The sequence below is a fragment of the Saccharopolyspora sp. NPDC050642 genome (genome assembly GCF_040654735.1).
In the GTDB taxonomy this organism is placed as follows: Bacteria; Actinomycetota; Actinomycetes; order Mycobacteriales; family Pseudonocardiaceae; genus Saccharopolyspora; species Saccharopolyspora elongata.
Window position 1 is genome coordinate 1 of record NZ_JBFAIN010000034.1, and the last position, 12,303, is coordinate 12,303.

Here is a 12,303-nt window from a genome sequence, read left to right on the forward strand (position 1 = left end):
CAGCCCACGCAAAATCACCGCGATCGTCCGCGCCGCACTCACCCTCACCCACCACGAACACAACCGAATCCACTGAGATCACCTCATTGAAATTGGATCTTCGATTTCAATGGAAATTGCGGACCACTCGTGGGGACCGCGTGCGGACCACTCGTGCCGGTATCGGCGTGCCGGGTCAGATGGTGGTGACGACCTCGTCGTAGTCGAGGCGGGGCAGGCGGTCGAACCAGGGGTTCTCGCCCGGCTTGCCGATGTTGACCACGACCAGCGCCTCCTGCTTGCCGCCCGGGAAGAACTCCGCGTCGAGGCCCGCCTTGTCGAAACCGGTCATCGGACCGGCCGCCAGCCCAGCGGCGCGCACGCCGAGGATGAAGTACGCGATCTGCAGGCTCGCGTTGAGCTTCGCGTTGGTCAGCCGGAGCTCGTCGTTGCCGGCGAACATCTCCCGGACGCCCTCCGCGTGCGGGAACACCCGCGGCAGGTTCTCGTGGAAGTCGGTGTCGGCGGCCAGGATCGCCACCAGCGGGGCCTTCTCGGTCTTGGCCCGGTTGCCCTCCATCAGGTGCGGCAGCAGGCGCTGCTTGCCCTCGTCGGAGCGCACCAGCACGATGCGCAGCGGCTGCTGGTTCATCGACGTCGGGGCCCACTTGACCAGGTCGTAGACGGCCTGGATCTGCTCGTCGGTGACCGGCTCGTCGCTGAAGCTGTTGGCGGTGCGGGCATCGCGGAACAGCAGGTTCTGGGCGTCCGCGCCGAGCACCAGCTGCTCGGCCTGGTCGATCGCGGTCATGAACTCACTCCTGGAGCGGTCGGGATTCCGGGGATCGCCCGCACACCGGGCGCGGGCGGATCCTCCATCCCAACATTGTTTGAGGTTTCAAATATTCCGGAACCGGCCCGCTGTGACCGACCTCACGGACGATCAGTAGCCGACCGTGAAGCGCCGCCGCCGGTGCGCGGGCTTCTCCAGCTCGTCGACGAACGCGATCGCGTAGTCCTCGCCGCCGATCGCGGAGTTCCCGTGGGCGTCGGTCACCAGCACGTCGCCGCCGAGCCGGTAGGAGCCGGTCCGCTCGCCCGGAGCGTAGGCCCCGAACGTCCCCGCCGGGCTGAGGTAGAACCAGTCCGCCTCGTCGGGCGCCTGCTGCAGCGCCGCGAGCACCTCGGCGTGCGCGCCGGCCTCCGGCTTGAACTCGTCCGGGAACCCGGGCGTGTCGATCACCCGCGGACCGTCCTCGGACACGCGGAGGCTCCCCGCGCCACCGACCACGCCGATCCGCAGGCCGTGCCGCTCGGCCGCCGCGAAGAGCGTGGGCACCGCGTCGATCAGCTTCGTGCCGTCGGGCATCGGCCGGGCCGGGATGGCCACCAGCAGCGCGTCAGCGCCCGCCGTCACGTCGAGCACGAACTGCTCGTCGTGCAGCGAACCCGCTTTCCCGGACTCGGCCAACGACTCGGCGTTCCGGGCCACGCCGATCACCTCGTGGCCGCGCCGCTTCGCCTCCCGCAGGATCGCGCCGCCGGCGTAGCCGGTCGCGCCGAACAGGACCAGTCGCATCGCATCCTCCTTCTGTGCTGGTCACCGACGCTAACCACCGGTTACCGGTGACTTCAACGTGCACTGAGTTCCTGCGGGTAACCATTGGGCGAGCACGACCGGAACCGGGTGGGGTCACCCGTGCGAAAACGACTATGCAAGCACCGTTTAGACTATTCGGGTTGCCTCGGCGAGGTCGGGACGTTCGCCCGGCGTGATCGGCGCGGTGGCACGGTGGCCGCCGACCACTTTGGTTGGCGCACTGATGTCGCTCACACCCCGGGTGCCCGTTCGGCACCGCGTCGTAATCACGCCAGTAGCGCGCCCCACCGCCGCAGGCCAGCGACCAATTCACGTTCCGCCCGACGTCATGAGGAGTGCACCACCGTGTCCGAGGTACGTATCGCCGTCGAGCAGCGCACCGAGTTCGGCAAGGGAGCGGCCCGCCGCACCCGCCGCGCCGGCAAGATCCCCGCGGTGCTCTACGGTCATGGCTCCGACCCGAAGCACCTGTCCCTGCCCTCCGTGGAGTTCGCCCGCGCGATCCGCGAGAACGGGCACAACGCGGTGCTGACGCTTGATGTGTCCGGTGGCGACAGCGAGCTCGCCCTCACCAAGACCATCACCACGCACCCGATCAAGAACTACATCGAGCACGTCGACCTGCTGCTGGTCAAGCGCGGCGAGAAGGTCACCGTCGCGGTGCCGGTCGTGCTGGTCGGCGAGGCCGGCCCCGGCGGCCTGGTCAGCCAGGAGATCACCGAGGTCGAGATCGAGGCCGAGGCCCTGCACATCCCCGAGCAGCTGGAGCTGTCGATCGCCGGTGCCGAGATCGGCACCCAGCTCCACGCCTCCGACATCCAGCTGCCCGCGGGCGTCATCCTGCAGGCCGACCCCGAGGCGCTGGTCGTCAACGTCACCGAGGCCGCGGCTTCGATGGCCGAGGAAGCCGCTGAGGCCGCCGAAGGCGAGACCGCCGAAGAGGCCTGAGCCTCCGACGTCGGGCGCACCGCGCGCCGTCCCGATCCCTCCGATCGGGGCGGCGCGCTGCGTGCCATCCAGGGTCTGTTCCGCAAGCGGCGTAGGACCCGGCTTGCACCGCCGCGGGTTCTCAGGGGCCTTCTCGCCCCGACGTGGTGAATCGGCGTCGGGGATCCCCAGCGAGAAGGCGGCCATAATTCCCGCAGGGGCCGCCACCCGCACCGCCGCGCAAGCCACCTTCGACACAGTCCTCAGAGCAGGAGACTTCTTCCCGTGAGCACCCCGGACTCGGTCGCTCTGATCGTCGGACTCGGCAATCCCGGGCCGCGCTACGAGGGGAACCGGCACAACATCGGATTCCTGGTCGCCGACGAGCTCGCCGACCGGATCGGCGGGAAGTTCAAGGCGCACAAGGCCGGTGCCGACGTCGTCGAGGGACGGCTGGCCGGCGCGCGCGCCGTGCTGGTGAAGCCGCGCTCGTTCATGAACCTCTCCGGCGGCCCGGTGGCCGGCGCGGTGAAGTTCTACAAGGCGCCGCCGGAATCCGTGATCGTGATCCACGACGAGCTCGACCTGCCGTTCGGCACCATCCGGCTCAAGCGCGGCGGCGGCGAGAACGGCCACAACGGGCTGCGTTCGATCAGCAAGTCCATCGGCACCCGCGACTACCTGCGGGTCCGCTTCGGGATCGACCGCCCGCCCGGCCGGATGGACCCGGCCGACTACGTCCTCAAGGACTTCTCCGGTGCCGAGCGCAAGGAGCTCGCGTACTTCATCGACCTCTGCGCGGACGCGGTGGAGGCCCTGGTCACCGACGGCCTCGAGGCCGCCCAGAACCGCTTCCACTGATCCCGCGAGCTGAAGGGCCCCGCACCGAGCTCGGTGCGTGGCCCTTCAGCGTGGCCGTCCACAAAGGTCATTCGGTGGGGACCAGCGCGGCCGTGGCGGCCCTCTTGAGCTTCCCCGACGGGGTCTTGGGCAGCGAGCCCGGCTGCAGCACGACGACCGCCGACGGGCGCACGCCCACCGCGTCGACGATGCGCGCCGCGACCTCCTTGCGCAGCGCCTTCTCCGCGGACTCGTCGCCCGCCAGGCGCGACTCCAGCACCACCGCGAACCGCTCGCGCCGGCTCCCGGCGTCCTGCCGGACCGCGGCGGCGTTGCCCGCGCGCACGCCCTCGACCTGGCAGGCGGCCCGCTCGATGTCCACCGGGTAGATGTTGCGGCCGCCCATGATGATCACGTCCTTGCGGCGCCCGCAGATCACCACCTGGCCGTCGACCAGGTAGCCCTCGTCCCCGGTGTCCAGCCAGCCGTCATCGTCCTGCGTGGACAGCGGGCCGTCCATGGTCAGGTAGCCCGGCGTCACCGCCTCGCCCCGGATCCGCAGCCGCCCCACCTGCCGCTCCTCCAGCCGCCGGCCCGAGTCGTCGACGACGTCGACCTCCAAGCCCGGCAACGGGTTTCCCAGCAACGCGAACCGCCGCGCCCGCTCGACGTCCGGCGCCGCCGGTTCGGCCCGCCGCTGCTGCTCCAGCGCATCCGCGTCGACGGTGTCGACCTCCAGCCCGCGCCCCAGAGGCGCGAACGACACCGCGAGCGTGGCCTCGGCCATCCCGAACGCGCACACCATGCAGTCCGGGCTCAGCCCGAACCTGGCCCCCGCGTCGGTGAACGCCTGCGCCGCCGCCGGATCGATCGGTTCGGCGCCGTTGAGCGTGAACCGCAGGCTCGACAGGTCGAAGTCGCCGTCGTCGGCGCGGGCCATCCGGCGACCGACGATCGCGTAGGCGAAGTTCGGCGCGGCCGTCACGGTCCCCCGGTAGCGGCTGATCAGCTCGGGCCAGAGCAGCGGCCGGGTCAGGAAGTCGGCCGGGGTGACCTTGACCACCGACATGCCGATCGCCATCGGCACCGTCAGGCAGCCGACCATCCCCATGTCGTGGAACAGCGGCAGCCAGGACACCGCGACGTCGTGCGCGGGATCGAGCTGGGCGGCGGTGACCATCGCCCGCAGGTTGGCGTAGAGGTTGCCGTGGGTGATCCGCACGGCCTTGGGGTCGGCGGTGGAGCCGCTGGTCAGCTGCAGCAGCGCGGTCGCGTCCTCGTCGACGTCGACCGGCGCGGCGAGCGGTTCGCCGTCGGTGAGCCCGGCCAGGTTCCGGCAGCCGATCGCGTTCTCCTCCAGCACGCCGGCCAGGTCCTCGAACGGGGCGCCCAGCAGCACCAGCCGGGCGCCGATCATCTTGAGCACCCGGACGGTGTCCTCGGCCCAGTGCGCGAGGTCGGTGCGCGGCGTCGGCTGGTGCAGCATCGTCACGCTGCCGCCGCCGAGCCACACGGCCTGCACGGCGGGAGCGATCAGGCCGGGATCGGCGGCGAGGATCGCGGCGACCCGACCGGGCCCGAGGTCGTCGCCCAGCGCCCCGGCCATCCGCAGCGCGTCGGCGTGCACCTCCGCCCACGTCCGGAACCACGGCTGCTCGGGCTCGCCCGTCGTGAGCCCCCGCGCCTGCGGACCGGAGTTCTCCCGCGCGGACGCCACCAATGTCTCCACGAACCGACTCATGTGACGCAGCTTACGAGCACGGTGATCGCGCGCACAGGTTTCGCCACAACGCGCACTCATCGAGCGCCCCCGCAAGGGCGAAGATCCCGATTCCAGGCGAAATCGGGAGCCCTCCCGCACCTACCGGGCGCGAGGAAACCGCCCGATCCCAGGCGAGGTCAGGTCAGCCGAGCTGGTCGGCGAGCTCCATCCAGCGCATTTCGACCTCGTCCTTCTCCTGCTGGAGCCCGCGCAGCTCCGCGTTCAGCTCCGCCAGTCGCTCCGGCGCTGTCGCGGCCTCCGCGAGCTTCTCGTGCAGCCGCGCTTCGCGCTCCGCGAGCTTGTCGAGCTGACGCTCGCAGCGCGCGAGGTCCTTGCGCGCCGCGTGCTCCTCCGCTCCGGAGAGCCCTCGCGGCTTCGCCGCGTCGGTCGCCTGCTTGCCGACGCTGCCTTCGGCCGCTTCCAGCAGCGACTGACGCCGCTGCAGGTATTCGTCGATGCCACCCGGCAGGTGCGTGAGGCTGCCATCGCCGAACAGCGCGTGCACGCTGTCGCACACGCGCTCCACCAGGTAGCGGTCGTGGGAGACGACCACCAGCGTGCCCGGCCAGGTGTCGAGCAGGTCTTCGAGCTGCTGCAGGGTGTCGATGTCGAGGTCGTTGGTGGGCTCGTCGAGGATCAGCACGTTCGGCTCCGCCATGAGCAACCGCGCCAGCTGCAGGCGGCGGCGCTCGCCGCCGGAGAGGTCCTCGACGGGCGTCCACTGCCGTCCCTTGCCGAAGCCGAAGCGCTCGCCGAGCTGCGATGCGGACAGCTCGTACTTGCCGAGGGTGACCCGCTCGGCGACGTTCTCGATCGCCTCCAGCACCCGCCAGTGCCCGGGCAGGTCGTGCAGTTCCTGGGTCAGGTGCGCCAGCCGCACCGTCTTGCCCTCGATGCGCTTGCCCGCGTCGGCTTCGCGTTCGCCGGCGAGCAGCTTCAGCAGCGTCGTCTTGCCGGAGCCGTTGACGCCGACCAGGCCGATCCGGTCGCCGGGACCGATGCGCCAGGTGACGCCGTCCAGCAGCGTGCGGTCGGCGATCCGGAGGTCGACGTCCTCCAGCTCCAGCACCGTCTTCCCGAGGCGGCGCTTGGCGAACGCCACCAGCTCGACGGTGTCGCGCGGCGGCGGCACGTCGGCGATCAGCGCCTCCGCCGCCTCCATCCGGTACCGGGGCTTGGAGGTGCGGGCCTTCGCGCCGCGTTGCAGCCACGCGAGTTCCTTGCGCGCGAGGTTCTGCCGCTTCTCCTCCGCCTGCTGGGCGATGCGGGCGCGTTCGGCGCGGGCGAAGACCCAGTCGGCGTAGCCGCCTTCGTACTGCTCCACGCGGCCCTGGACGACCTCCCAGGTGCGGTTGCAGACGGTGTCCAGGAACCAGCGGTCGTGGGTGACGATCACCAGCGCGCACTTGCGCTCGAGCAGGTGATCGGCCAGCCAGTGCACGCCCTCGACGTCCAGGTGGTTGGTGGGCTCGTCCAGCACCAGCAGGTCCAGATCGCGCACCAGCGCGGCGGCCAGCGCGACGCGGCGGCGCTCGCCGCCGGAGAAGTCGGTGACCGGGGTGTCCAGGCCCAGGCGGGTCATGCCGAGGCCGCTGAGCACCGAGCGGACCTGCGGGTCGGCGGCCCATTCGTGCTCGGCGCTGAAGCCGTGCGGGTCGAGCACCGCGTTGCGCACCGTGGAGTCGGCGGGCAGCTCGGTGCGCTGCGTGACGACGGCCATCCGCAGGTCGCGGCTCTGGCTGGCCCGGCCGCTGTCGGGCTCCGCGAGGCCGGCGAGCACCTCCAGCAGCGTGGTCTTGCCGCCGCCGTTGAGGCCGACGACCCCGATGCGCTCCCCCGCCGAGACCCCGAGCGAGACGCCGTCCAACAGCGGGCGCACGCCATAGCTCTTGCTGACCGATTCCAGATTGACCAGGTTCACCATCGGGTGTTCGTCTACTCCATCAACTGCGTTGCGTGATCACGGGCTGCGGTTCCCCGGCCCCAGTTTCAATTGAAACTGCAGACCGGAGTCCTAGGCGCGCAGTTTCAATTGAAACTGCACTTCAGGCGTGGACCTGGGGCGGGGTGGGCCGGTGGGCGGGCTCATCGGAGACCACTCGGGCCCCCGGGACGGGGCCGTGGGCGACGCGGACCGTGCGGCACACGCCCGCGCCGGAGAGCTCGGCCGCCACCCGGACCGCCGAATCCGCGTCGGTGCAGAGAAAGGCACAGGTCGGGCCCGAGCCCGAGACGATCCCGGCGAGCGCGCCCGCCTGCACTCCCGCGCGCAGCGTGCGCCGCAGCCCGGGGCGCAGCGACACGGCCGCCGCCTGCAGGTCGTTGCCCAGCAGCAGGGCGAGCTGCCGCGGGTCGCCGGAGGCCAGCGCCTCCAGCAGCGGCTCGACCTCCCCGACGCGGTTCGGCTTCGACTCCGCCCGCAGCCGGTCGAGTTCGGTGTAGACGCCGGGCGTGCCCAGCCCGCGGCGATCGAGCGCGATGACCCAGTGGAAGGTGTGCCGCGCCAGCACCGGCACGAGCCGCTCGCCGCGGCCGGTGCCCAGCGCCGTGCCGCCCTGCAGCGAGAACGGAACGTCGCTGCCCAGCTTCGCGGCGATCTCGCTGAGGTCGTCGCGGCCCAGCTCCAGCCGCCAGAGGTGGTTCAGCGCCAGCAGCGTCGCCGCGGCGTCGGCGCTGCCGCCGGCCATCCCGCCGGCGACCGGGATGCCCTTGTTGATCGACAGCCGCACCCCGGGCTCTTCCGGATCGCGCCCGCTGTGCTCGGCGAGCAACTGCACGGCCTTCCAAGCCAGGTTGCTGGGGCCGGTGGGCACCGAGTCCGCACCATCGCCGTGCACGTCGATGCCGGGTTCCTCGGCGACCAGCACGGTGACCTCGTCGGTCATCGACAGCGCCTGGAAGACGGTGACCAGCTCGTGGTAGCCGTCCGGGCGCGGGTCACCGACCGACAGGTGCAGGTTCACCTTGGCCGGGACGCGAACGGTGATGGGTGTAGGAACCACGGAGAGCACTCTTAGAGCGTACGTGTAGAGGAAACCCCGCCGCCGACTTCCCTGCGTACAGGACCGGAAAATGCGGTGAAGGGCGCCCCCGAACGATCAACTCGCTCGGAAGCGCCCTCCGGCGCGGATGCTGCGATCAGGCCGCCGGGATGACCGCGACGCCGCCGTACTTCTGGTTGATGAAGTCCTTGACCTGCTGGGACCGCAGCAGCTCGGCGAGCTTCTGGATCCGCGGGTCCTTCTCCAGCGCCGGGCTGGTCACCAGGCCGTTGGCGTACGGGTTGTTCTCCGGGCTCTCCACGAGGACCGGGTTCTGCAGGTTCGCCTTGATCGCGTAGTTGCCGTTGACCACCGCGGCGGCGGCGTCGTCCACCGAGCGCGGCAGCTGGTCCGGCGACAGGTCCTTGAACTTGATGTTCTTGGGGTTCTCGGCGATCGCCGACTCCAACCGGGTGCCCACCGCGGCGTCCGGCTTGAGCTTGATCAGGCCGCCCTGCTCCAGCAGCTTCAGGCCGCGGAATTGGTTCGCCGGGTCGTTGGACAGCGTGACCGTCGCGCCGTCCTGGACCTCCTGCAGCGACTTGACCTTGTTGGAGTACACCGCCAGCGGCTCCAGGTGCACGGCCTGGATCCAGACGAAGTCGCCGCCGCGCTGCTTGCGGTACTCGTCCAGGTAGGGCTGGTGCTGGAAGTAGTTCGCCTCCAGCTCGCCGTGCGCGACGGCCTCGTTCGGCCGGTTGTAGTCGTCGAACTTGACGATCTCGATGTCGAGCCCGGCCTGCTTCGCCAGGTTGTCCTTGACGTACTGCAGGATCTCGCCGTGCGGCGTCGGGCTGACCGCGACTCGCAGCGGGGCGTTCGGGTCCGAGGAGGCCTGGCCGCCGCCACCTCCGCACGCGGCCAGCACCACGCCGGCCGCGGCCACCAGGGCGGCAAAACGCAAACGCATCAGAGTTCGTCCTTTCTGGACAGTGGTTGGGAGGTCGTCCCAAGCAGGAAGAGGTTCGGGTGGGCGTCGCCCACGAGGTCAGCTCGTCGCGGTCCGGCGCCGGTCGACGAGCTTCGCGGTCCGGTCGGTGATCAGCTGCATCGCGAAGGCCAGCACGCCGAGCACGACCACCGATCCCCACAGGATCCGGTCGTCGTAGCCCTGGTAGCCGTCCTGGATCGCGGTCGTGCCCAGCCCGCCGCCGCCGATCGCGCCGGCCATCGCGGCGTAGCCGACCAGCGCCACGGCGGTGACGCCGACCGCGCCGACCAGCGCGGCCCGCGCCTCGCCGAGCAGCACCGTCCACACGATCCGCAGCTTGCTCGATCCGGTCGTGATCGCAGCCTCGACCACGGTGAAGCTGACCTCGCGCAACGCGTTCTGCGTCAGCCGCGCGAAGAACGGGATGGCACCGATGGTCAGCGGCACGATCACCGCGGTGCTGCCGATCGACGTGCCGATCACCAGCCGGGTGAACGACGCCAGCACCACCAGCAGAACGACGAACGGCACCGAACGCACCACGTCGACGACCACGCCGAGCACCCGGTACAGCACCGGCTTCGGGTTCAGGCCGACCGGCGAGGTCAGGTGCAGCAGCACCCCGAGCGGCAGGCCTCCCAGCACCGCCAGCAGGGTCGACACCAACACCATGTAGAGCGTGTCGATCGTCGCTTCACCAAGAATTCCAAGGACCTCCGACCAGGGGGTCACATCACTCACGCAGCAGCTCCGTCAACGCACACCGGGGCGCGTCGCACATGCGCGTCCCGCTCGACCATCCACTTCAGGGCCGCCTCGGCTCGCTCGCCGGTCAGGCCGACCTTGAACTTAGCCACGGGCGTGTCACCCAGCCTGGTCAACCCGCCGCCCAGGATCGCGAGCTCGACCCCGAACCGGCCGGCGGCCTCCGGCAGCAACGCGCCGACCGCGGCGAAGCCGACCAGCACGACCTCGGCGACGACGTCGTGCCGGCCGCCGGGCCGCAGCGAATCGCCCTGGTCGGTGCCGGGCAGCAGCGTGTCGCCCACCCGGCTGCCGGGCTCGGCGACGAGGTCGATGACCTTGCCGTGCTCGACCACCCGGCCGTCCTCCAGCACCGCGACGTCGTCGGCGATCTTGCGCACCACGGCCATGTCGTGGGTGACCACCAGCACGGTGACGCCCAGTTCGGCGCGGGCGCGGTCCAGCACCGTGAGCACCGAGTCGGTGGTGCTCGGGTCGAGCGCCGAGGTCGGCTCGTCGGCCAGCAGCACCGACGGCTTGGCGGCCAGCGCACGCGCCACCGCGATCCGCTGGCGCTGCCCGCCGGAGAGCTGGTCGGGGTAGACGGAGGCCTTGTCGGTCAGGCCCACGAGGTCCAGCAGCTCGCCGACGCGGGTGCGCCGCTGCGGGCCGCTGACACCGGCCGCTTCCAGCGGCAACGCGACGTTGCCCGCGGCGGTGCGCTGGCGCAGCAGCGAATCGCCTTGCGGCACAACGCCGATCTGGCGACGCGCCGCGCGAAGCGCCTTGCCGCCGAGGGAAACGAGGTCGGTGCCGTCGACGCGGATGGCGCCGCCGTCCGGCTTCTCCAGCAGCGCGATGCACCGGGCCAGGGTCGACTTGCCGGCCCCGCTCGGACCGACCACCCCGCACACCGCACCGGCCGAAACCTCCATCGACACGCCGTCGAGGGCGCGGACGGTTCCGTTGTTGTGCTGGAAGGACTTGGTCAGGTTCTCGACTGTGATCACGATCGGCTCCACATCAGCTCGCGACGGCCGCGCGCACGACAGGGCGGCAGGCCAAGGAACTTCGGAAAGGGAGGAAGAGCTGGGTCACATCTCGCGACGACAGGCGGTGGTGGTGCGACGCCCGTGGTCGATGACGCGACGCTGCGTCAGCAGCCTCCGGATGTGGTTCTGCCGGGATCGGGCCAGCTGAGCTCGGGTCTGACCCGCAGGCGGGCTGGCTAACAGCGCGTTGGAATCCACAACAACTCCATCGGTCCTGGCGTTAGCACCTGCCCATCGGGTGGTTGCTGCGGCGTCGCGGAGCCAGGTCTCTCGGCCGCTCGGGATGGATTTCCCGAATAGTAGACCCCACTGGCGGATTCCAGCGCAAGTTGATAGTCGTCACTTTCCGAAATCGTCCGCCAAATCACACACCCGGACGAGCGGGAATTTTCCTGGCACCGCAGGTGTTCTCGGTGACTCCGAGTAGTGGATCGACCTCGGTTGGCAAGCGCCCGGACGGGTGGTTCAGCGGCCGCTCTCGGTAGCCGCGGCCTCCGCGATGCGCGCGAAGTCGGCGATCTCCAACTGCTCACCGCGAATCGACGGATCCACCCCGGCGGCCCGGAGAAATTCCTCCGCGCGCGCCGCGGACCCGGCCCAGCCGGACAGCGCGGCGCGCAACGTCTTGCGCCGCTGGGCGAACGCCGCGTCCACCACCCGGAAGACCTCCGCGCGCGGCGCGGTCGACGGCGGTTCGACGCGCTCGAACGACACCAGCCCGGAGTCCACATTGGGCACCGGCCAGAACACCTTGCGCGGCACCGGACCCGCGCGCCGCACGTCGGCGTACCACGCGGCCTTGGCGCTGGGCACGCCGTAGACCCGGCTGCCCGGCTTGGCTGCCATCCGGTCGGCGACCTCGGACTGCACCATGACCAGGCCGTGCCGCAGGCTCGGCAGTTCGGCCAGCAGGTGCAGCACCACCGGCACGGCGACGTTGTACGGCAGGTTCGCGACCAGCGCGGTCGGCGGCGCCGGGAAGTCCGCGGCGGTCACCCGCAGGGCGTCGGCCTCGATCACGGTGAGCCGGCCGGCCAGCGCCGGGGCGAACTCGGCGGCGGTGCGCGGCAGCCGCGCGGCGAGCACCGGATCGATCTCGACGGCCGTCACGGCACCGGCGGCCGGGAGCAGGGCGAGCGTCAGGGAGCCCAGGCCGGGTCCGACCTCCAGCACGACGTCGTCCGCCGTGACCGACGCCGAGGCCACGATGCGGCGCACCGTGTTCGGGTCGTGCACGAAGTTCTGGCCGAGCTTCTTCGTCGGGCGGATGTCGAGCTCCTCGGCCAACCGGCGCACGTCGGCCGGGCCGAGCAGAGTCGCCTGCTGGTCGTCCACACGGAAAAACTACCCGCGCCCGGAAGCCACCGTCCCCGCACCCCGACCAGCAGAACCACGAAGGGCACCTACCACCGGCTCATCCGGCGAGA

At 70.9% G+C, this 12,303-nt stretch carries 11 protein-coding genes and 1 riboswitch; of the genes, 2 read left to right on the plus strand and 9 right to left on the minus strand.

Annotation, left to right across the window (positions count from 1 at the left end):
- Window positions 1-175: 175 nt before the first annotated feature.
- Together AB0H93_RS34415 and AB0H93_RS34420 are read right to left on the minus strand one after the other, a co-directional pair.
- Complete coding sequence (locus AB0H93_RS34415; protein WP_358578716.1) at window positions 176-790, minus strand: malonic semialdehyde reductase; 615 nt, start codon at window positions 788-790, stop codon at window positions 176-178.
- A 132-nt stretch (window positions 791-922) separates the two neighbouring features.
- Window positions 923-1,558, minus strand: a complete 636-nt coding sequence (locus tag AB0H93_RS34420) for an NAD(P)H-binding protein (RefSeq protein ID WP_358578719.1) — start codon at window positions 1,556-1,558, stop codon at window positions 923-925.
- Window positions 1,559-1,924: 366 nt separating this feature from the next.
- On the opposite strand from AB0H93_RS34420, the gene AB0H93_RS34425 reads away from it, so the two are divergent.
- Together AB0H93_RS34425 and pth are read left to right on the plus strand one after the other, a co-directional pair.
- Window positions 1,925-2,527 (plus strand): 50S ribosomal protein L25/general stress protein Ctc, encoded by a 603-nt coding sequence (locus tag AB0H93_RS34425; protein WP_358578721.1) that lies wholly within the window; start codon window positions 1,925-1,927, stop codon window positions 2,525-2,527.
- A 264-nt stretch (window positions 2,528-2,791) separates the two neighbouring features.
- Window positions 2,792-3,367: an aminoacyl-tRNA hydrolase gene (gene pth, locus AB0H93_RS34430; protein WP_358578723.1), complete on the plus strand. Its 576-nt coding sequence runs from the start codon at window positions 2,792-2,794 to the stop codon at window positions 3,365-3,367.
- 67 nt (window positions 3,368-3,434) lie between these two features.
- Here the strand turns inward: pth and AB0H93_RS34435 are convergent, their stop codons facing one another.
- The 7 genes from AB0H93_RS34435 to rsmA all read right to left on the minus strand — a co-directional run bounded on the left by AB0H93_RS34435 (window position 3,435) and on the right by rsmA (window position 12,211).
- The gene (locus tag AB0H93_RS34435; protein WP_358578725.1) at window positions 3,435-5,087 is read right to left on the minus strand and encodes a fatty acyl-AMP ligase; all 1,653 of its coding nucleotides are present in this window, start codon (window positions 5,085-5,087) and stop codon (window positions 3,435-3,437) included.
- A 163-nt stretch (window positions 5,088-5,250) separates the two neighbouring features.
- Window positions 5,251-7,032 carry an ABC-F family ATP-binding cassette domain-containing protein gene (locus tag AB0H93_RS34440; protein WP_358578727.1) on the minus strand — a complete coding sequence of 594 codons (1,782 nt, stop codon included), beginning with the start codon at window positions 7,030-7,032 and terminating at the stop codon, window positions 5,251-5,253.
- A 121-nt stretch (window positions 7,033-7,153) separates the two neighbouring features.
- On the minus strand, window positions 7,154-8,110 hold the full coding sequence (locus tag AB0H93_RS34445) for a 4-(cytidine 5'-diphospho)-2-C-methyl-D-erythritol kinase (protein WP_358578730.1): 957 nt from the start codon (window positions 8,108-8,110) through the stop codon (window positions 7,154-7,156).
- A gap of 136 nt (window positions 8,111-8,246) precedes the next feature.
- On the minus strand, window positions 8,247-9,059 hold the full coding sequence (locus AB0H93_RS34450) for a MetQ/NlpA family ABC transporter substrate-binding protein (RefSeq protein WP_358578732.1): 813 nt from the start codon (window positions 9,057-9,059) through the stop codon (window positions 8,247-8,249).
- 78 nt (window positions 9,060-9,137) lie between these two features.
- Window positions 9,138-9,821, minus strand: a complete 684-nt coding sequence (locus tag AB0H93_RS34455) for an ABC transporter permease subunit (RefSeq protein WP_358578734.1) — start codon at window positions 9,819-9,821, stop codon at window positions 9,138-9,140.
- Window positions 9,818-10,834, minus strand: a complete 1,017-nt coding sequence (locus AB0H93_RS34460) for a methionine ABC transporter ATP-binding protein (RefSeq protein WP_132492852.1) — start codon at window positions 10,832-10,834, stop codon at window positions 9,818-9,820. The genes AB0H93_RS34455 and AB0H93_RS34460 overlap by 4 nt, the downstream gene beginning before the upstream one ends.
- Window positions 10,835-11,078: 244 nt before the next feature.
- A riboswitch (SAM riboswitch) is annotated at window positions 11,079-11,166 on the minus strand.
- A gap of 175 nt (window positions 11,167-11,341) precedes the next feature.
- Window positions 11,342-12,211 carry a 16S rRNA (adenine(1518)-N(6)/adenine(1519)-N(6))-dimethyltransferase RsmA gene (gene rsmA / locus AB0H93_RS34465; protein WP_358578737.1) on the minus strand — a complete coding sequence of 290 codons (870 nt, stop codon included), beginning with the start codon at window positions 12,209-12,211 and terminating at the stop codon, window positions 11,342-11,344.
- Between the last annotated feature and the right edge of the window lie 92 nt (window positions 12,212-12,303).

Coding starts and splice junctions, on each gene's coding strand:
- AB0H93_RS34440 (WP_358578727.1), bottom strand. CDS start 7,032: ATGGTGAACCTGGTCAATCTGGAATCGGTCAGCAAGAGCTATGGCGTG.
- AB0H93_RS34415 (WP_358578716.1), bottom strand. CDS start 790: ATGACCGCGATCGACCAGGCCGAGCAGCTGGTGCTCGGCGCGGACGCC.
- AB0H93_RS34450 (WP_358578732.1), bottom strand. CDS start 9,059: ATGCGTTTGCGTTTTGCCGCCCTGGTGGCCGCGGCCGGCGTGGTGCTG.
- AB0H93_RS34420 (WP_358578719.1), bottom strand. CDS start 1,558: ATGCGACTGGTCCTGTTCGGCGCGACCGGCTACGCCGGCGGCGCGATC.
- AB0H93_RS34435 (WP_358578725.1), bottom strand. CDS start 5,087: ATGAGTCGGTTCGTGGAGACATTGGTGGCGTCCGCGCGGGAGAACTCC.